The sequence below is a fragment of the Bacillus sp. NP157 genome, assembly GCA_018889975.1.
In the GTDB taxonomy this organism is placed as follows: domain Bacteria; phylum Pseudomonadota; class Gammaproteobacteria; order Xanthomonadales; family Rhodanobacteraceae; genus Luteibacter.
Window position 1 is genome coordinate 2,131,141 of sequence record CP076546.1, and the last position, 23,307, is coordinate 2,154,447.

21 protein-coding genes and 1 tRNA gene are annotated in these 23,307 nt (G+C 66.1%); 7 read left to right on the forward strand and 15 right to left on the reverse strand.

Annotated features, from left to right (window positions below):
- Window positions 1–2: 2 nt before the first annotated feature.
- The 3 genes from infB to KPL74_09655 form a co-directional block, all read right to left on the reverse strand.
- Window positions 3–2,939 carry a translation initiation factor IF-2 gene (gene infB / locus KPL74_09645; GenBank protein QWT22258.1) on the reverse strand — a complete coding sequence of 979 codons (2,937 nt, stop codon included), beginning with the start codon at window positions 2,937–2,939 and terminating at the stop codon, window positions 3–5.
- Between the two features lie 130 nt (window positions 2,940–3,069).
- Window positions 3,070–4,569: a transcription termination factor NusA gene (gene nusA, locus KPL74_09650; protein QWT22259.1), complete on the reverse strand. Its 1,500-nt coding sequence runs from the start codon at window positions 4,567–4,569 to the stop codon at window positions 3,070–3,072.
- A 45-nt stretch (window positions 4,570–4,614) separates the two neighbouring features.
- The gene (locus KPL74_09655) at window positions 4,615–5,154 is read right to left on the reverse strand and encodes a ribosome maturation factor RimP (GenBank protein ID QWT22260.1); all 540 of its coding nucleotides are present in this window, start codon (window positions 5,152–5,154) and stop codon (window positions 4,615–4,617) included.
- A 382-nt stretch (window positions 5,155–5,536) separates the two neighbouring features.
- Here KPL74_09655 and KPL74_09660 point away from each other — a divergent pair, with 382 nt between their 5' ends.
- Window positions 5,537–6,748, forward strand: a complete 1,212-nt coding sequence (locus KPL74_09660) for a GGDEF domain-containing protein (GenBank protein QWT22261.1) — start codon at window positions 5,537–5,539, stop codon at window positions 6,746–6,748.
- Between the two features lie 6 nt (window positions 6,749–6,754).
- On the opposite strand, the gene KPL74_09665 is transcribed toward KPL74_09660, so the two are convergent.
- From KPL74_09665 to KPL74_09685, 5 genes are all read right to left on the reverse strand, one after another.
- The gene (locus tag KPL74_09665) at window positions 6,755–7,051 is read right to left on the reverse strand and encodes a HigA family addiction module antidote protein (protein QWT22262.1); all 297 of its coding nucleotides are present in this window, start codon (window positions 7,049–7,051) and stop codon (window positions 6,755–6,757) included.
- Window positions 7,052–7,060: 9 nt separating this feature from the next.
- The gene (locus KPL74_09670) at window positions 7,061–7,339 is read right to left on the reverse strand and encodes a type II toxin-antitoxin system RelE/ParE family toxin (protein ID QWT22263.1); all 279 of its coding nucleotides are present in this window, start codon (window positions 7,337–7,339) and stop codon (window positions 7,061–7,063) included.
- Between the two features lie 137 nt (window positions 7,340–7,476).
- The gene (locus KPL74_09675) at window positions 7,477–8,256 is read right to left on the reverse strand and encodes a prolyl oligopeptidase family serine peptidase (GenBank protein ID QWT22264.1); all 780 of its coding nucleotides are present in this window, start codon (window positions 8,254–8,256) and stop codon (window positions 7,477–7,479) included.
- Between the two features lie 134 nt (window positions 8,257–8,390).
- The gene (locus KPL74_09680; GenBank protein ID QWT22265.1) at window positions 8,391–8,807 is read right to left on the reverse strand and encodes a hypothetical protein; all 417 of its coding nucleotides are present in this window, start codon (window positions 8,805–8,807) and stop codon (window positions 8,391–8,393) included.
- A gap of 41 nt (window positions 8,808–8,848) precedes the next feature.
- A complete protein-coding gene (locus tag KPL74_09685) occupies window positions 8,849–10,012 on the reverse strand; it encodes an AAA family ATPase (protein QWT22266.1) in 1,164 nt (387 codons plus the stop codon).
- Window positions 10,013–10,168: 156 nt separating this feature from the next.
- Between KPL74_09685 and KPL74_09690 the strand changes: the two genes are divergently transcribed.
- Window positions 10,169–10,489 (forward strand): metalloregulator ArsR/SmtB family transcription factor, encoded by a 321-nt coding sequence (locus tag KPL74_09690; GenBank protein QWT22267.1) that lies wholly within the window; start codon window positions 10,169–10,171, stop codon window positions 10,487–10,489.
- Between the two features lie 29 nt (window positions 10,490–10,518).
- The gene (locus KPL74_09695) at window positions 10,519–11,955 is read left to right on the forward strand and encodes a DUF2867 domain-containing protein (protein QWT22268.1); all 1,437 of its coding nucleotides are present in this window, start codon (window positions 10,519–10,521) and stop codon (window positions 11,953–11,955) included.
- 9 nt (window positions 11,956–11,964) lie between these two features.
- Here KPL74_09695 and KPL74_09700 read toward each other — a convergent pair whose 3' ends face one another.
- Together KPL74_09700 and KPL74_09705 are read right to left on the reverse strand one after the other, a co-directional pair.
- Window positions 11,965–12,957: a helix-turn-helix domain-containing protein gene (locus tag KPL74_09700; protein ID QWT22269.1), complete on the reverse strand. Its 993-nt coding sequence runs from the start codon at window positions 12,955–12,957 to the stop codon at window positions 11,965–11,967.
- A complete protein-coding gene (locus KPL74_09705; protein QWT22270.1) occupies window positions 12,957–13,517 on the reverse strand; it encodes an isochorismatase family protein in 561 nt (186 codons plus the stop codon). Before KPL74_09705 ends, KPL74_09700 begins: the two co-directional genes overlap by 1 nt.
- Window positions 13,518–13,665: 148 nt before the next feature.
- On the opposite strand from KPL74_09705, the gene KPL74_09710 reads away from it, so the two are divergent.
- Window positions 13,666–14,031: a hypothetical protein gene (locus KPL74_09710; protein QWT22271.1), complete on the forward strand. Its 366-nt coding sequence runs from the start codon at window positions 13,666–13,668 to the stop codon at window positions 14,029–14,031.
- A gap of 59 nt (window positions 14,032–14,090) precedes the next feature.
- Here the strand turns inward: KPL74_09710 and KPL74_09715 are convergent, their stop codons facing one another.
- Window positions 14,091–16,592 (reverse strand): pre-peptidase C-terminal domain-containing protein, encoded by a 2,502-nt coding sequence (locus KPL74_09715; protein QWT22272.1) that lies wholly within the window; start codon window positions 16,590–16,592, stop codon window positions 14,091–14,093.
- 295 nt (window positions 16,593–16,887) lie between these two features.
- Complete coding sequence (locus KPL74_09720; GenBank protein QWT22273.1) at window positions 16,888–17,748, reverse strand: AraC family transcriptional regulator; 861 nt, start codon at window positions 17,746–17,748, stop codon at window positions 16,888–16,890.
- 138 nt (window positions 17,749–17,886) lie between these two features.
- On the opposite strand from KPL74_09720, the gene KPL74_09725 reads away from it, so the two are divergent.
- From KPL74_09725 to KPL74_09735, 3 genes are read left to right on the forward strand one after another with little or no spacing between them, the layout of a single operon-like run.
- Complete coding sequence (locus KPL74_09725) at window positions 17,887–19,167, forward strand: M56 family metallopeptidase (protein QWT22274.1); 1,281 nt, start codon at window positions 17,887–17,889, stop codon at window positions 19,165–19,167.
- A complete protein-coding gene (locus KPL74_09730; protein ID QWT22275.1) occupies window positions 19,164–19,529 on the forward strand; it encodes a BlaI/MecI/CopY family transcriptional regulator in 366 nt (121 codons plus the stop codon). Before KPL74_09725 ends, KPL74_09730 begins: the two co-directional genes overlap by 4 nt.
- 32 nt (window positions 19,530–19,561) lie before the next feature.
- Window positions 19,562–19,810, forward strand: coding sequence for a hypothetical protein (locus KPL74_09735; protein QWT22276.1), 249 nt, complete (start codon window positions 19,562–19,564; stop codon window positions 19,808–19,810).
- Window positions 19,811–20,118: 308 nt separating this feature from the next.
- Here the strand turns inward: KPL74_09735 and KPL74_09740 are convergent.
- The 3 genes from KPL74_09740 to KPL74_09750 form a co-directional block, all read right to left on the reverse strand.
- Window positions 20,119–20,195 (reverse strand) — tRNA-Met (locus tag KPL74_09740).
- Between the two features lie 125 nt (window positions 20,196–20,320).
- Window positions 20,321–21,781: an NADH-quinone oxidoreductase subunit NuoN gene (nuoN, locus tag KPL74_09745; GenBank protein ID QWT22277.1), complete on the reverse strand. Its 1,461-nt coding sequence runs from the start codon at window positions 21,779–21,781 to the stop codon at window positions 20,321–20,323.
- A gap of 14 nt (window positions 21,782–21,795) precedes the next feature.
- Window positions 21,796–23,307, reverse strand: a complete 1,512-nt coding sequence (locus KPL74_09750) for an NADH-quinone oxidoreductase subunit M (protein QWT22278.1) — start codon at window positions 23,305–23,307, stop codon at window positions 21,796–21,798.

Genomic DNA, 23,307 nt, shown 5'->3' on the forward strand with positions numbered 1-23,307 from the left:
AATTACAGCGTGCGAGCCACTTCGATGCGCTCGAAGCACTCGATCTGGTCGCCGACCTTGACGTCGTTGTACTGCTTGACCGCGATGCCGCACTCGGTGCCGTTGCGGACTTCGTCCACCAGCTCCTTGAAGCGGCGCAGCGATTCCAGTTCGCCCTGGAACACGACCACGTTGTCACGCAGCACGCGGATCGGCTTGGAACGCTTGACGATGCCTTCGATGACCATGCAGCCAGCGACCGCGCCGAACTTCGACGAACGGAACACGTCGCGGACCTGGGCCACGCCGATGATCTCTTCGCGCACTTCCATGCCGAGGAGGCCCGAGGCCGCCTGCTTCACCTGGTCGATCACGTCGTAGATGATCGAGAAGTAACGGACGTCGAGGCCCGCCGTGTCGATCACCTTGCGTGCCGATGCATCGGCACGGACGTTGAAGCCGATGACCAGCGCCTTCGAGGCCGCGGCCAGCTGGGCTTCCGACTCGGTGATGCCGCCCACGCCGGAGGCGATGACGTTCACCTTCACGCGCTCGTTGCCGATCTGGGTCAGCGAGTCGCGCAGTGCTTCCACCGAACCCTGCACATCGGCCTTGACCAGGATGTTGAGGGTCTGCTGACCCTCGCCCTGGCTCATCTGGGCCATGATGTCTTCCAGGCGGTTCGACTTGGTCACCAGGCGCGTTTCGCGACGCTTCTGCTGACGCTCGGCGGCCACCTGGCGGGCGAGGCGCTCATCCGCCACGCAGACGAAGTCGTCACCCGACTCCGGCACGCCGGAAAGACCCAGCACCTGCACGGGGATGGACGGACCGGCTTCGTTGACCTGCTTGCCGGTTTCGTCGATCAGCGCGCGCATGCGGCCGTATTCGATGCCGCAGACCACGAAGTCGCCCTTCTTCAGGGTGCCCTGCTGGACCAGTACCGTCGCCACCGGGCCGCGACCGCGATCCAGGCTGGATTCGATCACGACGCCCGAGGCGAGGCCATCGGCCACGGCCTTGAGCTCCATGACTTCGGCCTGGATCGAAATCGCGTCGAGCAGGTCGTCGATGCCCATGCCCGTCTTCGCGGACACCGGCACGAACGGCGTGTCGCCGCCCCACTCTTCCGGGATGACTTCGAGGTTGCCGAGGCCCTGCTTGACGTGATCGACGTTGGTGTCGGTCTTGTCCATCTTGGTCAGCGCGACGATCAGCGGCACCTTGGCGGCGCGCGCATGCTTCACGGCTTCCACCGTCTGCGGCATGACGCCGTCGTCACCGGCCACGACCAGCACCACGATATCGGTGGACTGCGCACCGCGCGCACGCATGGCGGTGAACGCCGCGTGGCCCGGGGTGTCCAGGAACGTGATGACGCCGCGGCTGGTTTCGACGTGGTACGCGCCGATGTGCTGCGTGATGCCGCCGGCTTCGCCCGACGCCACCTTGGTGCGACGGATGTAGTCCAGCAGCGAGGTCTTGCCGTGGTCGACGTGGCCCATGATGGTCACGACCGGCGGACGGGTCACCTTGTCGCCTTCCAGTTCCACCGCGCTGGTGTGCGAGGCGAGCGCCGCTTCGGCACCGTTCTCGGCGACGCGGACCGGGTTGTGGCCCAGCTCTTCGACCACGAGCGATGCGGTATCGAAGTCGATCGTCTGGTTGATGGTCGCCATGACGCCCATCTTGAACAGCGCCTTGACCACTTCGGCGCCCTTCACGGCCATCTTCTGCGCGAGGTCGGCGACGATGTTGTTGTCGCCGATCACCACGTCGCGGACGACGGCGGCGGTCGGGCGGGTGAAGCCGTGCGGACCGGACGAACCGGCGGAACCGCGCGACGGCTCGCTGCGACCACCACCACGGCCCGGCTTGCCACGACCACCCTTGCCGCTCGAGCGACGGGCGCGATCGGCATCGGACAGGTGCATTTCGCCACCGGCGAACCGCTTGCCTTCGCGCTCGTTGCCACGACCGCCACCACCGCCGCTGTTGTTACCGCCAGCGCCGTGCTTGGGACGGGCATTGCCACGCGTGTCGTTGGCAGCCGCGACCGAACCCGGAGCCGGACGGGCAGCGGGTGCCGGACGTGCGCCCGCAGCGGCGGGTGCCGGTGCCGGACGTGCCGCGACGGGAGCCGGTGCCGGCGCCGGGGGCGGCGGCGGCGGGGTCGGCTTGGAAACGATGCGCTCGCGCTTACGCGGCTCATGGATGCGCGGCAGGATCATGCCGAGCGAGCGCGTATCGAGCTTGGAGGTCTGGTGACCCAGTTCGTCCGTGGCAGCGGCAGCGGCGGGAGCGGCAGGCGCCGCTTCCGGCGTCGCCGATGCAGGCGTGGCAGCCACCGGTTCGGCGCTGGATTCGCTGGCGCGCGAGGCTTCCTCGGCGCGCGCACGCTCCGCGGCAGCCTGGGCAGCCTCGGCCTGGCGGCGCGCTTCCGCAGCCGCTTCCTCCTGGCGACGCGACTCGGCTTCGGCCTCGATGCGGGCCGCTTCGGCCTGCTCGCGGCGCTCGGCTTCTTCGCGGCGCTGGTTTTCTTCGTGCTCGCGCTCGGCGTGCGATTCGGCCAGCTTGCGCGCAGCCTCTTCGCGCTCGGCGTCGGCACCGGCGTCGTCGCCGATCGTGCCGCGCTTCACGTAGGTACGCTTCGCGCGCACTTCGACGTTGACCGTCTTCGCCGGGCCCGCACCGCGGCCGGAGCCGGAGCTGACCTTCAGCTCGCCGACCGTGCGTCGCTTGAGCGTGATCTGGCGCGGCGCCGTGTCGTCCACTTCGGGAGCGGGCTCGTTCTTGCCGTGCGTACGGCGCAGGAAGCCAAGCAGCTTCACCTTTTCAGTGCTGCTGATGACTTGCTCCGCGTTGTTGAAACTCATTCCGGCTTCGCCAAGCTGCGTAAGCAGCCTGTCGACCGGCATGCCCAGTACCTGGGCCAGTTGTTTGATCGTGACGTCCGACATCGTTCTTTAATCTCCGCCGTTCCCGCGCGTTACCCGTGCCTTTGATGCAATCTCAAGCTGCCTCCATCCCTGGCGGGAAGCCGCGTGGCCTCCCTCGGGGCGCCCCTCCGGGGCGCTTCCGGTCCCGCGCTTAGCCGCCCTTCTCCAGTCGGGCGATCATCGGTGCGCGCGCGGCCATGATCAGCTGCGAAGCGCGCTCCTCGGTCATGCCTTCGATATCGATCAGTTCGTCAACGGCCAGGTCGCCCAGGTCGTCAAGCGTGCGCACGTTGCGCTCGGCCAGGGCGTATGCCGTGGCCTCGTCCATGCCGTCCAGGTCCAACAGCTCCTGTTCCGGCCCTTCCACGTTCTCTTCCACGGCCAGCGCTTCGGTGAGCAGGGCATCGCGTGCGCGGGCGCGCAGCTCTTCGACGATGTCTTCGTCGAAGCCGTCGATGGCCAGCAGCTCGGCGCTGGGCACGTATGCAATTTCTTCCACCGACGAGAAGCCTTCCTGCACGAGGATGCCGGCGATTTCCTGGTCGACTTCGAGGCGGTCCATGAACAGCGCCAGCGCGGCCTGCTGCTCGGCTTCCGTCTTGGCGGTGACCTGGTCCTGGGTCATCACGTTGAGCTGCCAGCCGGTGAGCTTGCTGGCGAGGCGGACGTTCTGGCCGCCACGGCCGATGGCCTGGGACAGCTTGTCCTCGGCCACCGCGATGTCCATCGAGTGCTTTTCTTCGTCCATGATGATGGACTGCACTTCGGCCGGCGCCATCGCATTGATGACGTACTGCGCCTGGTTTTCGTGCCACAGGATGATGTCGACGCGCTCACCGTTGAGCTCGTTGGACACGGCCTGGACGCGCGAACCGCGCATGCCGATGCAGGCGCCGATGGGATCGGTGCGGGTGTCGTGGGCAACCACGGCGATCTTCGCGCGGTCGCCCGGATCGCGGGCGCAGCCCTTGATCTCGACGAGGCCCTGGCCGACTTCCGGCACTTCGAGCTTGAACAGCTCCATCATGAATTCCGGGGCGCTGCGCGAGACGAACAGCTGCGGGCCACGGATTTCCGACTTCACTTCGTACAGGTAACCGCGGACGCGGTCGCCCACGCGGTGCGATTCACGCGGAATCGTCTTGTCGCGCGGGATGAAGGCTTCGGCGTTGCTGCCGAGGTCGAGGTAGACGTTGCCGCGCTCGACGCGCTTGACGATGCCGGTGACCAGCTCGCCCACGCGATCGACGAAGGCATCGACCACCTGCTGGCGCTCGGCCTCGCGGACGCGCTGGACGATCACCTGCTTGGCAGCCTGCGCCGCGATGCGACCGAACTCGGCGTTTTCGATCTGCTCTTCGAGCAGGTCGCCCACCACCGAGTTCTCGTCGTCGTCCAGCGCGTCCATCAGGCGCACCTGGAAGAACGGCGACTCCATCTCGGCGTCGTCGGCGATGACTTCGTAACGGCGGAAGGTTTCGTAATCGCCCGTGTTGCGGTCGATTTCGACGCGGATATCCGGGTCCTCATCGGGGTAGCGCTTCTTGGCGGCCGAGGCAAGCGCCGCTTCCATGGCATCAAAAATAACTTCGCGCGGCACGCCCTTTTCATTGGCGACCGCGTCGACTACCAGCAAAAGTTCTTTGCTCATTGCCGCTACTCCCATGAGGATGCCCCGAGGCATCCCGTCGTGTCGTTATTTGGATTTCTTGCTGGCGCCCGGCGTGGGCTTCGGCTGCGGCGCATAGCCGAGGGCCACCCAGTCGGGAACCACGCGGGCGCTTTCAACGTCCGCGTGCTCGAATTCGAACTTGCCGGCCTCGCCTTCCAGGACAATATGCTCGCCGTTGACTTCAACGACGTTGCCCTTGAGTCGGCGACGGCCTTCGATGGGAGCCTTCAGCAACACCTTCACTTCCTGGCCGGTCACGCGCGCGAATTGCGCGGCAGTGAACAACGGCCGGTCGATGCCGGGCGAGGAGACTTCCAGTACATAGTTGCCGGGGATCGGATCTTCAACGTCCAGCCAGGCCGAGAACTCGCGGCTGGCGGCTTCGCAATCGTCCACGTTGACCTCGGGGGACTCGCGCCCTTCGCGCTGGTCCTCCTGGACATCCAGGAAGACGCGCAGGGTGCTCTGCCCGCCACCGGCCGGGGAAAATTCGATGCCAAGGACTTCGAGGCCAAGGTCGGCCACGATCTCCGAGAAGCGCTGTGATAGTGCGTTTGTGTCCACGTTACCTGCGGTTTTCTGGTCGCCAGAAACAAAAAAAGGGCGCGAACGGCCCATTCCTTTCGTCGCCGATGTATCCCGACACTCTCCTACAGCGCCTGTCGTAAAGCCTTGATGGCGCTCACGAGTGTCGCGGGACGCGCTCCCTGCGCCCAACAAAAAAGCCTCACGAGGAGGCTTTCTTGTAATAAGAAAGTTCCTTGAAGCCGACGCGGTCATCAATGTGTCATCGATGGCCAACGGCGCTTAAGATTCAGCAATTCTATCGCAAATACCTTGCTTCGCGCAAGTTGGCCCATGTCGGCGCCCCCCGTGTAACCGCGCGGCACGGCGTGCGTTATGGCCCTAGAATGAGGCCGACGAGCCGCACGGGGGAGCGGGACGGATGGATGGGACGACCGGGCTGGACATCCACACGCTGGGCATCATCGGCCTGGCGGTCGGCATTGCCATCGCACTGAGTTTCTCGCTCCTGAGCCTCGTACTGCGTGGCATGGCCGCGCTGCACGTGTGGGCCGCCGCGTTCTGGCTGCTGACCCTGGCCGGCCTGGCCGAGGGCTACGACGAAAACGGCAAATTTCTTTCCGCCATCGTCGGCAGCGCCCTGATCGCCCTGGCCAACGCTGCCATGCTGGTCGGCATCGCCATGCACCTGGGCCGCCCGCTGCGCTGGCGCTGGCCGGGCCTGGTCATCGCCCTCTTCCTGCTGATCCAGGCCGGCTTCATGCTCTGGCCGCCCTCGGGCGCCGTCGAAAGCATCGTCTTCGGGCTGAAGAGCGTGACATGGGACGCGTGGATGGTGTTTTTCCTGCTGTTCCGCGCACCGCGCGAGCTGAGGGTCGGCGCGGCGTTCACCGCGGCGGTTTTCGTCGTCGACACCCTTTTTTATATTTCTCGCGGCTTCATCTCACTGCATCCTGAGATCGATTCGCCCGAGCTCACCTCGCTGCTGACCACCTCGAACTACCTGTTCGGGATCCTGTGCACCTTCCTGCTCAGCACCGGGTTCACCCTGATGCTGTCCCAGCGGCTGGTCCACGACCTGCGCGAAGCCGCCGAATTCGACGGCTTGACCGGGCTGCTGAACCGCTCCGCCCTGCTCAAGGCCGCGGCGCCCATCCTCCAGGGCAACCGCGGACACACCCACGCCGCCCTGCTGTTCGACCTGGACCACTTCAAGGCGATCAACGATCGCTGGGGCCATGCCGGCGGGGATGCGGTGCTCAAACACTTCGCCCAGGTGTTGCGCGACGGCGGCGGTGCATCGAAAGGCATCCTGCTGTCGCGCTACGGTGGCGAAGAGTTCCTGCTGCTGGCCCCGTGCACCAGCCCGAACGTCGCCGCCACGCTGGCCGAGTCGTTGCGTGCGCTGGTCGAACGCTCCCCGGCCAGCCATGGCGGCCAGGCCATCGCGTTCACCACCAGCGTCGGCGTTGCCACCGGCACCGGCGACAACATCCAGCGACTGATCGACACCGCCGACGCAGCGCTCTACCAGGCCAAGCGGACGGGACGCGACCGGGTGGAAGTCATGGCCACCGGCATGGACGAGACGCCGGGCGACATGCGCCAGGCATCCCTGGACGCAGCCGTCTGATCCGGATCAGGCTGCTACGCGCGGTGTGATCCGCTCGAGTGCGTCGCCGATGCGGCGCTCCGCCACTTCCAGTTCGTAGTTCAGTTGCAGGTTCATCCAGCTACGTGGGTCGGTGCCGAAATACCGTGCGAGGCGCAGTGCGGTATCGGCGGTAAGGCCACGCTTGCCCGTCACCAGCTCGTTGACGCGCGCTGCCGTGACGCCGATGGCGAGGGCAAGGGCATTCGAAGAAAGACCCATCGGGCGCATGTAATCCTCGCGGAGCACTTCGCCGGGATGGACTGGGGGCAGCCTCTCGGTCATGGGACACCTCTAGTGGTAATCGACGATTTCGACGGCGTGCACATCGCCGTCCACCCAACGAAAACAAAGACGAAACTGGTCGTTGATGCGGATGCTGTATTGCCCGGCGCGATCACCTTTCAACAACTCAAGCCGGTTACCCGGCGGACACGCCAGGAAGGCGAGCGTGGCGGCTGCGTTGAGCTGTGCGAGCTTTCGGCGCGCGACCGTCGCAAAGGCGATCCAGCGCCGCGGGCAATGACCGTGAAAGAGCGCTTCCGTGTCTTTGTCGGTGAATGAGAGGATCATGGCATATCATTTATCGATTGTCGATATATGATCATGTCATTCCAGACGATCCCTTTTTAGAGGCGCTGGTCGCTACGGCGGCCTGTACCAAATCGCTTCGTAGCGTCGGTTTGGGATGGTCGCGCGCAGGCGCGCTCCTACAACTGGGGTGGGTGGTAGAAGGGCCAGAGGTTGGGGGTGGCGTAGGCTTTCTGCCAGGAGCCGTGGCCGACGCCGGGGTACTCGGTGTAGCGGACCGGGGAGCCGATGCGTTCGAGCGCGGCGTGCATCTGGCGCGACTGTTCGGGCGGGACGGTGCCGTCGTCGGCGCCGTGGAACAGCCAGACCGGCGTGCCCTTCACCTTCCCCGCCACCCAGTCGAACAGCGCCTGCGGCCCGTCGTGTGCGGGCGCACCCCAGATGGCGGTGTAGGCCTGGCCGTCCCATGTGGAGAACACGCCGCCGCAGATGATCACCAGCCCGGCGAATTCCCCGGGGTGCTCGGCGCCGAGCTTCCACGCGCCGAAACCACCGTCGGACAAACCCGTGACGTAGACCTGCTTCGGATCGGCATGGAACTCGGCCATCGAGGTACGGAGGATCGCCAGCGCGGCAGACGCCACCGTGTTATGTCGCCAGCTTTGTTGCGGATGCGCCTGCGGCATGACCACCACCGCGGGGAAATCGAGGTGTTCCTTCAGCCACGGCGGCAAGCCCTGGCTCATCTGCGCCTTGTTGTCTTCGCCCTTCTCGCCGCTACCGTGCAGGAACAGGACGATCGGCGGATGGCTCGATGGCGAGAGACCACCCGGAACGAACACCTGGTAGCGATAGTCGACGCCTTCGATCTTCGCGGCGCGTTCTTCGAAATGCCCCGGCGGCGTGGCCATGGCGGCCGTTGCCACCAGTGCGAACAACAACCCGATCAATCGCTTCATCGATCGCTTCCCTTGCGTGAGTGTGCGATGTACCGAGCAAAAGCCGTGCCGCGCGCCAGACCGCATGGCCCCGTGATGCCCGGTGTCCGCGGACAAGCAGCGGACACCGGACGTATCCGCGCATGGCGTCCGGCTCAGGATGCCAACGTCACCCGGGCGATCCAATGGCGGGCGCGGCGGCCGAGGCGGTCCGACGCTTGCTCGCCTTCGAAGTCGACGACGACCGGATCCGGCAAGGGGCCGATGCCTTCGAATGTCCGCGTGTTCACCACGGCATGCAGCCTGCCATCCATCTCGCCGGTGCACAGCGGAACCACGCCGCACGTCGCGCACACATGGAAGTCGGCTGTCCTGGTGCCGAAGCGATAGCGCGCGGCACGCGCCGCGTCGACGATACGCACCGACAGCACCGCATCGGGATGCGCCGTCCACGTCGCGCCGTGCTTCTGGCAAAACGTGCAGCTGCATGCGCGTGGCTGGACGACGACGCCGTCGGGCCATTCGAGATCAAACGTGATGTTGCCGCAATGGCACGCACCGTGGACCAGCATGCTTGTTTCCCTTCCGCGTAGCTGCGCCGATGGTAACGCCCTCAGCGCTCCGCCAGCCAATGCCACGGTGGCTCGTCGAGCATGCCCTGGCCCTGGATCGCCGTCTGGCTGAGGACCTTTTCCAGGCGCACGGAATGGCATGCGTCCGATGCCTCGAGCGTGGCGATCAGCCGCGACGCGTGTGATACGACCCAGACCTGGCTTCGCGTCGATGTCGCGAGGATCAGTCGCCCCAACGCCGGCAAGAGGTCCGGATGCAGGCTCGTCTCCGGCTCGTTGAGGACCATCAACGGCGGCGGCCGCGGCGTGTGCAGTGCGGCGATCCAAAGCAGGTAGCGCAGCGTGCCGTCGGACAGTTCGCCCGCCGACAGCGGACGCAGCAGGCCGGGCTGGTGGAACCACAGCACCAGCCGGCTGCCTTCGGAGGCAATGCTGACATGCGCACCGGGGAAGGCGTCGTCGACCGCCGCATCGAGGGCGGCAACGTCGCCGATCTCGCGGATCGTCTGCCAGGCCGCGGCAAGGTCGCGACCATCGTGGCTGAGCACCGGCGTGCGCGTCGCCAGCTGCGGCGAGCGCGCGGGCGCATCCACGTCGGAACGAAAATGATCGTAGAAGCGCCAGCCACGGATCGTCTCGCGCAGGAGCATGACTTCGGGCGCGCGTTCGGGGTCGGCGACCTGGGTGAAGATCGATTCGAACGGCGCGAGGTATCCGCCGATGTCGCGCCAGCTCCTGCCCTCGCGCGAACGTGCCGACGGCCCCTTGCGTTCGATCAGCTTGTTCGCGTCGCGCAGGAAGGCACCCTTGAAGATCACCTCGGACTTGATCACCGGATCGAAATCGAAGGCCGACATCGACGGCACCGGGAAGCCGAGGTCGATCGCGTAGCCGAAATCATCGCTGGCGAAACCGAGGCGCAGCGATATCGAGTGTTCGCGGCGAAGGCCCTCCACCGGCTGGGTGCCGGCGAGCATGCCCTTGGAGAACTTTTCGGGGCCCGCCCACAACGTGGAGCCAAGGCCACCCTCGCGCGAGAGCGCACCAACGATGCCGCCCTGCGCGGTTTCGGCGAGCAGCCGGAGCGCACGGTAGAGGTTGGACTTGCCACTGCCGTTCGCGCCCGTGACGAGGTTGACCGACGACATCGGCATGACCAGTGAGCGCAGCGAGCGGTAGTTGGCGACGGCGAGCGTGGTGAGCATGTTGATCCTTCAACCCTGGGCTGGTGGCAAGCATAAGCGCCGCGGGTCTCCGGGGATGAGACCCGCCGCCCCCATGGGGCCCCGGCGTCCCATGCTTGACCTGGTGGATGATCTGCGCTTAGATACTTAGCAACTTTGCTAATTAGCGAAACATCCATGGCCATCGACAAGGTGTTCGAAGCCCTCGCCTCGCGGCCCCGTCGCGAGATCCTCGCCTACCTGTCGGCCACCGAGCTGACCGCCGGCGAGATCGCCAGCCGCTTCGACATGAGCGCCCCATCGATTTCCAGGCACCTCTCCGTCCTCGAGGGCGCCGGCCTGGTATCGAGCGAGAAGCGTGGCCAGTTCGTGGTTTACCAGCTCAACCGGGACAGCCTGGTCAACACGCTCACCGGCTTCGCCTTCGAAATCTGCCCGGTGGGCAAGCCGCTGAAGCGCGAGTCGAAGAAGCTTTCCACGAAGAAACAGCCAGGCTGACAGCAGCCGCCATCGGTAGAGGGATCGCCATGTCATCGCACGCCGAGTCCGTCGCATCGTTTCCCAGCATCAGCATCCCCTCTGCCGCGGACGGCCCGCCCGTTGAGGTGTCGCTTATCGCCCAGCTCGGGCATGGCGCGGGTAGCCAGCTGGTAGCCGCCTCCTCGTTGCGCCAGCGGGCGCACGCGGCCTTCGTGGACGAGCTCGACGAGCCGTCGGCGAAGCTGGCCGGCACGCACTTCGAGCACGACGACCCAAGCTCGCTCTACACCTTCGCGGTGGGCGCCAAGGGGCACCCGTTCCACCGCCACGCCGGCCATCGGATCTTTACCGCGGTGTCGGGCAGCAGCGGTGCCCTGCTGCGCTTCTGCACGGCAACGGCCGCCCAACTCGCCGACGACCCCACGCATTTCCTGCGCGCGCTGCGCCATGTCGAGATCCCGCCCGACTCGCTGTTCACCGTCCGCTTCGGCGGCGGCACCTGGCATCAGTTCCAGCCCTTGCGCGCTGGGTCGGGCCATCCCGCGTTCTTCGCCCTGTCGTGCCACACCAACGAGCTGGGCGGCGACCTTCCCGATGCGGTGCGCCAGCAGGTGCTCGACGATGGCGCCAGCATCCCCTCGCTGACCGAGCTGCTGCCGGACGCCGTGCAGGCGCTCCTGGATGGCATGACGCCCGGGCATGTGCATGTGCCGACGGCGAGCCTGTCGCTTGAGGCCGCACCGGGTTCGCTGCAGGTGACCCTATGCGGCTTCGCCCGGCGAACGCTGGGCAAGGTCCGCGCACTGCTCGCGGGCTGGGGCCGTGGCGGAGGCTTCCTGTCGCGCACGCAAGGCTGGCAAACCGTGGTGGAGCTGGATGCGCCCGACACAGACTCCCTGCTGCGCGAGCAGTTCGCCGGCGCGGTCGACCACGAAGACGGCTTCCGGCTCGTGCTCGCCGAGCGCCAGCCGCGCCATGCGCGGGCGTCGGTCCTCCTCGCCGACCTGCTCGATGCCTTCATGAAGCATCCGCCGGGGAGCGTGTCCCGGCTGATGGCGTTGCGCAACCTGCTGGTCATGCCCCTGGGGCTTCGCCGCTCGCCACTCGCCTGCCCGGTCTCGTCGCTCCTCGCACCGCTGGACAAGCGCGTGTTCGCCGGTCGCTTCCCCGTGCTCGACCAGCGCATCGACGGCGACGACAGCTTCGCGCAAGTGATCCTGGGCGCGGACGACAAGCACCTGTCGTTCCGCTCCTGCGTCGCGCTGCGCGTCGTCGACGGTCGCGTCGACGTCACCCTGGGGACCCGCGTGCGTTGCCGGAACGCGTTCGGTCGCGTCTACCTGGGACTGATCGATCGCGTGCATCGCCGTTACGTCAGCCCGCTGGTCCTGCGTGGCGCGGTAGCCCATGCCTTTCCCGTGCAGGACGACGCCGTCCTTCGCCGCCGCCCGACGACCACATCGCTGCCGACGCCGCTTGCCTGACCCGACGGCTCACCCGGCCCCGGGGGCCGCACGAAAGTGACTGGGCGGCAGCGCGTGGTTGCGTGCCCATGCACGGCGAAGCTGGCGCGACGAGCCGAAGCCGGATCGCTCGGCCACGGCTTCCATGTCGAGACGCGATTCGGCCAGCAGCTCGCGGGCCAGGGCCAGGCGCATGCGCGCCACGTACTCGCTCACGCTCATGCCGGCATGCTCGTTGAACAGGCGTGACAGGTGGCGGGGGCTGGCGGCCGCGACGCGTGCCAATGCATCGACCGACCAGGGCCCTGCCGGATCCGACGCCACCGCGTCCTGCGCGCGATGGATCGCGGGGTGCATGTGGTTGCGGCCCTCGAGCCACGGCGACAGTTGCGGATCGCCGCCGGCACGGCGCAGGTACACCACGAGGTAGCGCGCGATGGCCACGGCGATGGATGGCCCGACGAAGTCGGCGACGACGTGCAGCATGAGATCGATGCCCGAGGTGATGCCGGCGCTGCTGAGTCGCTCGCCGTCTTCCACGTAAAGGCGATTCTCGCGGACCGTCGCCTGCGGGACGGCTTCGGCCAGCTTCGCCGTGTCCGCGTGATGGGTGGTGCATTCGAAGCCGTCCAGCAAGCCGGCACGTCCCACCAGCATGGCGCCGGAGCAGATCGACATCACGCGAATGCCGGGCTTCACCACCGTCGCCAGCCAGTCGACGATCGCTTGCTCGGCTTCGAGATCCTCGGCGGGCGTGGTGCGCGGCGCGCCCATCGGCACGTCGGCGTGGCCCGGGACGACCACCATCGATCCGGCGGGCAGCCGCGACGGCATGCTGGCGATGCCGTCGATGCCCAGGCCGATCGAGCTTCCGACCCGGCGTCGCGGCCCGACGAAAGCCACCTCGAAACACACCTCGGATTGCAGCAGGTTGGCCTTGCGCAACACTTCGATCGGACCTGCAAGGTCAAGCAGCAGGACGCGAGGTGGCACGACAACGAAAACGGGCAGCAACGTGGCCATCACGCCGCCCGGGTCAGGCCGTGCGAGAGCGCCTCGTCCACCGTCGCGATGCGCGCGAAGCGACCGGCGAGGACGAGTTCGGTGCGGGCGCGGATCTCGGCAGCGCTCCACTCGCGCCCCGTGGCGTCGGTCATCGGGAAGGTCAGCGTTGCTTCGCCGACGTAGTCGACGTCGTAACCGAGGTCCGAAGCATGCCGCGTGGTCGTCTCGCAGCACTGCTCGGTGCGGATGCCTGAAATGATCACCCGGCGGATACCGTGCTCGACGAGCCACACGTCGAGCCCCGAACCCATCAGGGCGCTGTGCCGGCGCTTGCGGAACGTCACCGCCGGCTCGATGCGCAACGGCGCCATCGTCGCCACGTAGCCCGAGGCCTCCGAGAACACGCCTTCGTCTTCGACGTGGAAGATGCGTACCACGGCGATCCCCTGCGCCCTTGCGCCGTCGATCAACGCCTGCTGCCGCTCCAGGTAGGCCGCGACGCCGTCGTCCCGCCAGTAAGGCCGGTGCCGGAACGACTCCTGGACGTCGATCACGATCAGTGCGGTATCGGTGCTCATGGTGGTCGGCCTCCGTGACTGTAGGGATACAGTGTGCGCCGCCGTCCATGGCCCCGACAGCCCCTGCGGGGACATCGACCGGACGATTCAAGCCATCGCCGCCTTCCTGCTATCGTGCGCCCAGTCGCGGCTCAACAGGGATGCCTACATGCCATCGGAACATGCGCGCCGCCTGGGCGTTCGCTGCGTGCAGGCCCTCGGCCTGCTGCTTGCGGTAGGGGTAACCGCCACCGTCGCCATCTCATACGGCCAGGGCCGCGCCCTGGAAGCGACCCGCGCCGGCGGGACGGAGGCGGCCGCCCGCGCATCGTTCTGGTTCTCGCCGGAAGTGGAAACGGCGGATAACGCCGGTCCGGCGGCGCGATTCATCGATTCGGCGACGCGGCGCTGCACCAGCCCGTGCGTGCGGCGGCTCTGGTGGGTCCACCCGGTGCTGCGCGACATCGAGGCATGGTCGGTCGATATCGATGGCGACGGCAAGGTCGTCGACAGCTATCACTGGACCTCGCCCTGACACGACGATGCCCGCCCCCAGGGGGACGGGCATCGGTTCAACGTTGACGCCTAAAGCGGTTAGTTAGTCCACGTCGCCTTGAGGGTCACGCCCGAGAACGCGGCGTAGCCGTTGAGCATGACGTAGTACGTGCCGGTCTTGGGCGTGGTCACCGAGCAGCTTTCCGTGTTGCCGGTAACGTACGGGCGGCAATCGTAGCTGGAAGTCGTCGGCGCGGAGCCGAACTTCAGGTACAGATCCGCGTCGCCCGAGCCGCCCGAGATCGCGACCTTCAGGTTCTTCGCGCCGGCCGGAATGGCGACGGTGTAGCTGAGCTGCCCATTCTTCGCCGCCGACAGGCCGGTCACGGCCACGCCATTCTGCAGCACGTTGCCGCCACCACCGCCGGTGGCCGTCACCGTGACCGAGGAGGTCTTGGTGTTCGTCGCACCCGCGTTGTCGGTGACCTTCTCACTGACGCTGTACGTACCGGCAGCCGCGTACGTATGGCTCGGGCTGGCAGCGGTCGACGTGCTGCCGTCGCCGAAGGTCCACGCGTGCGATGCGATGCTGCCATCGCTATCGGTGGAGCTATCGGTGAAGGTCGCGGTCAGGCCACTCGTCGCGACGCTGAAGTTCGCCACGGGCGGCGTGTTGGTGGTGCCGCCACCACCGCCGGTGACCCAGTTCGCCGCGGCGTACGTGTTGAGCTTGCCGATGTCGAAGCTGCCGAAGCCGGTGGCTTCGTCGAAGCCGGTGGCTGCGGTGTAGCCATGGTTCTGGTAACCGTTGTTGCCCGAGGTGACGTCATGCAGCAGCGAGGTCTGCGTCGGGAACGCGGCGTAGAACTTCGATGCCGGGAAGCCGATCGCATTGCCGTTGGCGGACTCGATGCGGGCAAACGCACCGACGAACAGCGGGGACGCCAGCGAGGTACCGCCGACCTGCTCGGTCGAACCGTTGACGACGATCAGGGCACCGGACGACGAGGCCGCGTCGAAGGCGACGTCGGGGCCGACGCGCTTGGTGCTGCTGGACACCGACGACTGCCAGGACGGCGCCGCTTCGTACAGGCTGGTGCCGCCGCCCGTCGCCCACAGGCGCTGGTTGTTGTCGCCCTGGCTCGGCGCGATCGCCGCAAGGCCTTCGTTCCACACGGTTTCGCCCGACCAGGTCGTGCCGCTGGTCGACAGCTGCGTGCCGCCCACCTGGATCACGTACGGCGAGCTGGCCGGTTCGCTGACCGAGTAGTGGGTCAGGTCGATCTTTACCGTGCCCGCCGAATTCGCGACATAACCGGGCGAGCCCGAGGTCGGATCGGTCGACCACTGGTACACGCCGGCATCGCCCGATGCGATGGAGAAGATCTGGCCCTGCGCGACCGCCTGCTGGAAGATCGCGTCGTCGGCCGCCTGCGTGCCGGATTCCTCGGCGGCGGTTTCGTCTTCGCCGAGCGACACGTTGATCAGCTTGGCGATGTTGTCGGTGACCGCCTTGTTGTAGGTCGCCGTGATGCCGGCATCGGTGATGCCCGACGAGCTGGAGTTACCGTTGGCCGAGGTATAGAAGATCAGCTGCTTCACGCCACCGGCGATACCGACGATGTCCTGGCTGTCCAGCGACCATTCGCCGTTGGAATCCGGATCGTTGGCGAAGGTGCCGCTACCCACCTTGGTGATGGTGCTGTTCACCGTGCCGAGGCCGGCGCTGGAGGTGAAGCTGTTGAGGTCGGTGACGGTCTGGGTGATCGAACCCCAGGTGATGATGCCGACCGCGGTATTCGTCGCTGCCGCGAGGCCGCTACCGCCGTAGATCGCGGCGAAGTCCTGCGGGTGGTGGGCCGCCACGGCCGCGGCTGCCTGCGTGCTTGCGGCAGGGCCCGGGGCGGTGACGCGTTCCGGGTGGTACACGTGGTGCAGCGTGTGCTTGACCGACACGTTCTGCAGGCCGAGCACGGCGTTGACGGATTCGCCGAGCGCGGCAGGCACGAGCGCCGGGGTGTCATTGGCGAAGAACTCGCGACCGCCCTGGCTGAAACGCTTGATCGAGGTGTGGAAGCCATTGGTTGCCGCGCCCGCGGTACCGTCGGCTTCGATCAGCAGGTTGTTCGGCGCTACCTGGATGTTGGTGAAGCCGTTCTGCTGGAGGTGCGCGACCACCGCGTTCACCTGGGCCTGGGTCGGTCCGAACTGCGCCTTGAACTGGTCGGGCGTCAGGAAGTGGCCGAAGGCCGCGTTGCCCGGCGTGGTGACGTTATGCAGGAACGCCTGCAGCTGGTCGGGATTGCGCAGCTTCATGCCGATGACCACGTGCAGCGGCTGGTCCGCGGCGGCCGCGGTCACCGCGGTGCCGGCGAGCGACGGCTGCCCGGTCATGTTGATGGTGTAGCCGGCGGACACAGGGGTCGACGCCGTCGTGCTGGCGGCCATCACCTGGCTACTGCTGCTTGCGGGCAGTAGCGCTGCCTTCGTATTCGTGGAGACCCACGCATCCTCTGCGTGCGCACCCAGGGTCGTCATCGCGAGGGTGATCGCGACCGTCAATGCCGTCTTGCGAGTGACGCGAAAAGCATCGATCTTCATTGCGTTGTGTTCCTTCGTTTGCCCGTAGGAATGCCATTCACGTTGCGTGCTGGCGTTGTCACTGCAGGTGTTCCGGCGCAGGAAATTGCGAACCCCCGACCGTCCCGCCGTGTCTCCCCCTGTCCATCGAGAAGGCGGCGTTGAAACTTTCGCCATCCTTTCTTCGGGGGTGTTTTGGTTGACGAAGGGGGTGTTCTTGTGACGGAAGTCGTGCAAATCGGGTGAAGAAGGATTTCGACCCGATGCGTCGGTGCTTACCCGTTCGCAAGTTACTGCGCACATTGCGCAGGAACGTTCAAACGATGGGCAGGTAGATGTCGGTGATCGCCGCGTGCTCGGGCACGTCGGGGAAGAAGGCGACGCGCTGGAAAAACAGCGGTGCATCGCGCGGTGTTTCATCGGTGGCGCTGAGCCATTCGCCGTAGAGGAAGCGAACGCTGTCGATCAGCTGCGCATCGGCACCGACATGCCGGAGCACCGCACAGCGACCGCCATCGATCTGCGCTGCGACGACGCCTTGCGTGTTCGGCAGGACGTTGGCGCATGTGCAGCAAATATCCATCCGATACGTTTCCGGCGGCGTGTCGTCGGGATCGTCGTAAACGAGGTTCCACGTCGCCGCCTTCGCTGGCGGCAGGTGGTTCGCGCGACGCCATGCGATGAATGTCCGGATGGTCTCACCGATGCGTCCTGGTGGCCCGACGTGCGACAGGCAGGCTACCGGTGTTTCTGGAAAGTCGACGATGCGCACATCGTCGTGGGCGTGGCGCACGGGCATATGGAATCTCCTTACCTGGTCAAGGTCGTGCCAGGCACGCGCCCAGCGCGCCCAGTCGGGTTGTTCGCGGAACGCGGAAGGCGACTGGCCCAGGCGCTGGCGGAACGCGCGGGCGAATGCTTCGGGGCTTTCGTAACCAGCATCCAGTGCCATCGCCGTCACCGGCACGTCGGCACGGAACGCCGCTTGCCATGCGGCGCGCTTGAAGCGGGAGAGCTGCACGTAGCGATGCACGCCCATGCCCGTCAGCGCGGCGAAGCGTCGGTGGAAATGGAACGGCGAATACGCGGCCTGCGTCGCCAGCACGTCGAGCGACAGCACGTCGTCGAGGTGGCTATCGATGTAAGCGAGCACGTGGCGGAAGCGATCGTCGGTCATGGGTAAAGCGTAGCGGCGATGCGCCCTCCCCGCCTGACGGATCTTGCGCGATGCGGGCTGGGTACCTCGCGGGGCTTGTCATTTTCGTTTACACGTGTAATCTCACGTTACGATTACGGATGTAAACGGAGATACACCATGCTCGAACCGCTGGCACCGGGACTAGCCGACGTCGCCATTCGCGCCGTGCTCGCCTTCACCATCACGACCGGCTGGTTGCTGGTCCTGCGCCGCCCGTGGCGGCGCGTGTTCGGCGCGGGCTCCACGTACATGCTCTGGTCGGCGTTGCCGCTTGCGCTCATCGTCGCCAGCCTGCCGTTAGCCGACAGCCGCGCTCCCTTCATGTCCATCGCGACGTCGCTACGCGAGGCAACCAGTGCCGCCGCAGCCCGGGTGACGCATACGCCGGCGGGCGTCGATGCCGGTGCGGCCCTCGCCATGGCGTGGCTGGTCGGGAGCGTGCTCGCCCTCGCCTGGCACGCCGTGGCGCAGTGGCGCTACCAACGGGCCCTGCGCGACGCCGGCCGCCTGCCGGATCACGCGGGCATCCCCGTGCTGAAGGCCTCGCGCCCGGACCTCGGCCCGGCGCAGGTCGGCATCCTCCGTCCGCGCATCGTGCTGCCTGCCGACTTCGACGAGCGCTTCGCTTCCGGCGAGCGGGCGCTGGTCCTCGACCACGAGGCGACCCATGCCCGACGACGCGATGCACTCTGGGCAGCGCTCGCGCATGGGCTTGCCTGCGCGTTCTGGTTCCATCCCTTCGCATGGTGGGCACTGCGTGCCTTCCGCACGGACCAGGAGCTCGCCTGCGACGCTGCCGTCGTGCAGCGGCAACCGTCCTCCCGGCGCGTTTACGCCGAAGCTCTGCTGAAAAACCACGCCATGGTCGCGTTGCCCGCGGGCTGCCCATGGCCTTCACGACACCCCTTGATGGAGCGCATCGCCATGTTGAAGCAGTCGCCGTCCCGCCGTCGTCGCACGCTCGCCCTCGTCGCCCTGCCCTTCGCCCTGGCCGGCGTCACCGCCACCGCATGGAGCGCGGCGCCCACCCCCGCCGCGGGCAAGCCGCAGTACCAGGTCGAAGCACGCATCGCGTCGAACGACGGGAACGATGCGCATGTCACCGTCTGCGCCTACGAGAACCAGCCCGCAACGGTGACTCCGACGGCGGTCGACGGCAAGCCTGCATGGAAGGTCGCCTTCACCGTCGTGCCTTCGACGGAGCCAGGGATGCTCGATGTCACCATCGACAGCGCATCGGACCACGACCATCACCTGCGGACGTCGCGGGAGATCCTGAGGGTCACGCCGAATGCATCCGCCGACGTGGTGTACTCGGACAAGGCCGACAGCGGCCTGCGCAGCATCGACATCATTCCCACGACGGGCTGCCCCGCCGCGGCGAAGGCCCACGCATGAGTACGCCGATTACCGAAGCGGAGGCCGTGGTTATGGTGGCCCTGTGGGAACAGGCACCACGCAGTACCGAAGACATCCTTGCGGCGGTCGGCCCCGCCCAGGGCTGGCAACTGGGCACGGTGAAATCACTGGTGAATCGGCTGCTCAACAAGCAGGCGATCAGCGCAGAACAGGATGGGCGCCGCTACCTCTATCGCCCGATGCTATCGCGCGAAGACTATATCTCGGCCGAAAGCGAAGGGTTGCTCGACCGATTGTTCGGCGGGAGGGTCGCACCGCTGGTCGCACACTTCTCCGAACACCGCCGGCTGTCGAAGAAGGACGTGGCCGAGCTGAGGAAGTTGCTGGACGAGTTGGACTGACTGGCCACGGATGGGTCCGTGGCGAAGCTCACATGGACGTAATCGGAGAAAAACTTCGCACTGGCAAGGACGATCGCCAGCACCGCAGCCCCTCCCAGCATCCGGTTTTTCCAGCTGGTGAGCTTGTCGACCTTCTTCCTGGTGGCATCGGTGACGTGCTGGATATGCTCCAGTTGCGTCTGCATGCGCGGCATGGCCCGATAAACCTCGACGAGCATGTTCAGGCCCATGTCACCACCCACGCCGAAGTCACGGCCGTGGGTGCCGAAGCCGTCTCCTGACGTGCGGCTTCGCACGCGCTGGCGACCCATGTTTTTCATGCGGCTCGTCTCCTCGGGCTCAGGTGGATGTGACTGCAGGCGCTCGATTGCGCCAATGCGCTACGCAGGAAACGTTAGGCGCATGGGCAGGTACCGACAATGGCCGCGGAGTGCGCCGGCATGTCGTCTCTCGACGATTTGCTCTGTCGGCACTCGACTACAGGAGGGCTTCGCGCGCAGGCGCGCTCCTACATTAGAGTGCGTGTCGAGCGGCAAATGCGGGCAACAAAAAAGGCGCTGACCGGGGTCAGCGCCTTTTCTTTTGAAACTGGTAGCGGGGGTAGGATTCGAACCTACGACCTTCGGGTTATGAGCCCGACGAGCTGCCAGACTGCTCCACCCCGCATCAGGAGAAAGAAAGTATAGGGAGGTGGCGGGATTCTTGCAAGCCCTTTTCTTACATGTTTGTGAAAAAGTTTGGGCGTGGAAGACGCAAGGAAAAAGGCCCGGGGTTAGCCGGGCCTTTTCGTGTCAGGCGCCGAAGGCGCGCTGGCACCATGCGAAGAGCGGTGCCCAGGTGAAGCCGAGCACGAGCAACGCGATGGCGTTGATCGACAGCAGCCAGCGCGATGCGACGTCCGGCGTCGGGCGCACGTCGGTGCCCTCGTTCGGGGCATCGAAGTACATCACCTTGACCACGCGCAGGTAGTAGTAGAGACCGATGATGGCGAACACGGCGCCGGCCAGCGACAGCCAGAGGAAGCCTGCATCCATCGCAGCCTTCAGCACCAGCAGCTTGCCGAAGAAGCCGAACAGCGGCGGCACGCCAGCCAGCGAGAACATCACCAGCAGCATCATGAAGGCGAACCACGGCGAACGCTGGTTCAGGCCCTTCAGGTCGTCGATCTCTTCGCACTCGAAGCCGGCGCGCGACAGCACCAGGATCATGCCGAACGCGGCGGCGCTGGTGAGCGCATAGCTGACGGCATAGAACATGGAGGCCGAGTAGCCTTCCGGACCCGCGTTGACGAGGCCGAGCAGCAGGTAACCCATGTGCGAGATGGTCGAATAGGCCAGCAGGCGCTTGAAGTTGGTCTGCACGATGGCGACGAGGTTACCGATAGCCAGCGAAAGCACGGCCAGCACCGCCAGCATCAGCTGCCACTGGGCCGCGAGGCCCGTGGCGCCACCGGCGATGTCGCCCATGCCGGTCGACAGCAGGCGATAGGCCATGCCGAACGCGGCCAGCTTCTGCGCCGAACCGACGAAGATCGTCACCGCCGTCGGCGAACCCTGATACACGTCCGGGATCCACATATGGAACGGCGCGGCACCCAGCTTGAAGCCGATGCCGACGATCATGAAGACCAGGCCGAACAGCAGCAGCGTGTGCCACTCCGTACCGACGATGGCCGCGTGGATCGCGTGCAGGTCAAGCGTATGCGTCGCGCCATACACCATCGACATGCCGTACAGCAGCATGCCCGAGGCCAATGCACCCAGCACGAAGTACTTGATCGCCGCTTCGGACGACAGGCGCGAATCGCGGTTCAACGCGACCAGCGCATACGACGACAGCGTCAGCAGTTCCAGGCCGAGGTACACGGTGACCAGGCTGCCGGCCGAGACCAGGAACATGATGCCGACGGTGGCGAAGATGGTCAGCGTGTAGAACTCGCCGAACGGAATCGCCCGCTCCTTAAGGTAAGGACGCGCGTAGACGAAGATCACCGCGGTGATCAGCAGCGAGAAGACCTTCAGCACTTCCGCGACGCCGTCGCGGACGAACATGCCGCCGAAGGCGGTCACGCTGTTCTCCGGCTGGCCGCTCACGACCAGCCAGGCGCCGACGAGCAGGACCACGATCGAAAGCCAGTGGACGGCGCCCTTCTGGCCCGGCTTCAGGCACGCATCCAGCAGGAGCAGGATGCAGGCCGCTACCGTGAGGTAAGCCTCGGGGAGCAGGATAATGATGTCAGTGATACCAGGCATGGACTATTTCCCGCTCAGACTTTCGTGATGGCCAGCTGCTCGACCAGGCGAGCCACCGACGCATCCATGAGGTGGACCAGCGGCTCCGGCCAGATGCCGAACAGCAGCACGCCGGCGGCGAACGCGGAAAGCATGAAGATTTCGCGGCCGTTGACGTCGGTCAGTTCCTTCACGTGCGGGTTGGTGATGTCACCCCACAGCACGCGCTTGACCATCCACAAGGTGTAGGCCGCGCCGATGATCAGGGTGAAGGCGGCGAACAGGGCAATCCACGGGTTCGCGCTGAACGCGGCCAGGATGACCATGAATTCGCCGACGAAACCGCTGGTACCCGGCAGGCCGCTATTGGCCATCGCGAACAGCACGTAGAACGGCGCGAAGATCGGCATGACATTGATGACGCCGCCGTAGTCCTTGATCTGGCGCGAGTGCAGGCGGTCGTAGAGCACGCCGATGCAGCTGAACATCGCGCCGGAGATGAAGCCGTGCGAGATCATCTGCACCATCGCGCCCTGCATGCCCAGCCGGGCCGCGTCAGGGTTGTTCTGCTCGCGCACCAGCATGAAGGCGATGAAGATGCCCAGGGTGACGAAACCCATGTGCGCGATGGACGAGTACGCCACCAGCTTCTTCATATCGCCCTGGACCAGGGCCACGTAGCCGATGTAGCAGACCGCCACCAGCGACAGCACGATGATCAGCCACGCGAAGTGTTCCGACGCATCGGGCACGATCGGCAGCGTGAAGCGCAGGAAGCCGTAGCCACCGATCTTCAGCATCACCGCCGCCAGCACCACCGAACCACCGGTGGGTGCTTCCACGTGGGCGTCCGGCAGCCAGGTGTGCACCGGCACCATCGGCACCTTGATCGCAAAGCCCAGCAGGAAGGCGAAGAACAGCCAGCTCTGCTCGGTCATGCTGAGCTGCACCTTGGCCATGTCGGCCAGGGCAAAGCTGCCGCCGGTCTTGTGGTACAGGTAGATCAGGCCGATCAACATGAAGATCGAGCCGAAGAACGTGTAGATGAAGAACTTCAGCGTGGCGTAGACGCGGCGCGGGCCGCCCCAGATACCGATCAGGACGAACATCGGGATCAGCATCGCTTCGAAGAACACGTAGAACAGCAACGCGTCCGTCGCGCAGAACACGCCGATCATGCAGCCCTCGAGGACGAGCATGGCGGCCATGTACTGGTGCGGCTTGTTCTGCACCACTTCCCACGCACCCACGATCACCAGGATCTGGACGAAGGTCGTGAGCACGATCAGGGCAACGGAGATGCCGTCGACCGCGAGCGAGTAGTTGATGCCTAGCGAGGGAATCCAGCTGAAGGATTCACCCAGCTGGAGCGTACCCGTGGCGGCGTCGTAGGCAGGCAGGAGGGCAAGGCTGGCGGCGAAGGTGGCAACCGCGACCAGCAGCGAGATCCAGCGGGCGAGGCCTGGGCGACCGGCTCCGGCGAGCAGCACCGGGATGGCGCCGACGATCGGAAGCCAGATCAGCAGGCTGAGCAAGTGATTCGACAT

Coding starts and splice junctions, on each gene's coding strand:
- KPL74_09690 (QWT22267.1), top strand. CDS start 10,169: ATGGCCATCGACAAGGTGTTCGAAGCCCTCGCCTCGCGGCCCCGTCGC.
- KPL74_09670 (QWT22263.1), bottom strand. CDS start 7,339: ATGATCCTCTCATTCACCGACAAAGACACGGAAGCGCTCTTTCACGGT.
- KPL74_09700 (QWT22269.1), bottom strand. CDS start 12,957: ATGGCCACGTTGCTGCCCGTTTTCGTTGTCGTGCCACCTCGCGTCCTG.
- KPL74_09675 (QWT22264.1), bottom strand. CDS start 8,256: ATGAAGCGATTGATCGGGTTGTTGTTCGCACTGGTGGCAACGGCCGCC.
- KPL74_09695 (QWT22268.1), top strand. CDS start 10,519: ATGTCATCGCACGCCGAGTCCGTCGCATCGTTTCCCAGCATCAGCATC.
- KPL74_09735 (QWT22276.1), top strand. CDS start 19,562: ATGGACGTAATCGGAGAAAAACTTCGCACTGGCAAGGACGATCGCCAG.
- KPL74_09680 (QWT22265.1), bottom strand. CDS start 8,807: ATGCTGGTCCACGGTGCGTGCCATTGCGGCAACATCACGTTTGATCTC.
- infB (QWT22258.1), bottom strand. CDS start 2,939: ATGTCGGACGTCACGATCAAACAACTGGCCCAGGTACTGGGCATGCCG.
- KPL74_09750 (QWT22278.1), bottom strand. CDS start 23,307: ATGTCGAATCACTTGCTCAGCCTGCTGATCTGGCTTCCGATCGTCGGC.
- nusA (QWT22259.1), bottom strand. CDS start 4,569: ATGAGCAAAGAACTTTTGCTGGTAGTCGACGCGGTCGCCAATGAAAAG.
- KPL74_09665 (QWT22262.1), bottom strand. CDS start 7,051: ATGACCGAGAGGCTGCCCCCAGTCCATCCCGGCGAAGTGCTCCGCGAG.
- KPL74_09685 (QWT22266.1), bottom strand. CDS start 10,012: ATGCTCACCACGCTCGCCGTCGCCAACTACCGCTCGCTGCGCTCACTG.
- KPL74_09705 (QWT22270.1), bottom strand. CDS start 13,517: ATGAGCACCGATACCGCACTGATCGTGATCGACGTCCAGGAGTCGTTC.
- KPL74_09725 (QWT22274.1), top strand. CDS start 17,887: ATGCTCGAACCGCTGGCACCGGGACTAGCCGACGTCGCCATTCGCGCC.
- KPL74_09660 (QWT22261.1), top strand. CDS start 5,537: ATGGATGGGACGACCGGGCTGGACATCCACACGCTGGGCATCATCGGC.
- KPL74_09710 (QWT22271.1), top strand. CDS start 13,666: ATGCCATCGGAACATGCGCGCCGCCTGGGCGTTCGCTGCGTGCAGGCC.
- KPL74_09715 (QWT22272.1), bottom strand. CDS start 16,592: ATGAAGATCGATGCTTTTCGCGTCACTCGCAAGACGGCATTGACGGTC.
- KPL74_09730 (QWT22275.1), top strand. CDS start 19,164: ATGAGTACGCCGATTACCGAAGCGGAGGCCGTGGTTATGGTGGCCCTG.
- KPL74_09720 (QWT22273.1), bottom strand. CDS start 17,748: ATGACCGACGATCGCTTCCGCCACGTGCTCGCTTACATCGATAGCCAC.
- nuoN (QWT22277.1), bottom strand. CDS start 21,781: ATGCCTGGTATCACTGACATCATTATCCTGCTCCCCGAGGCTTACCTC.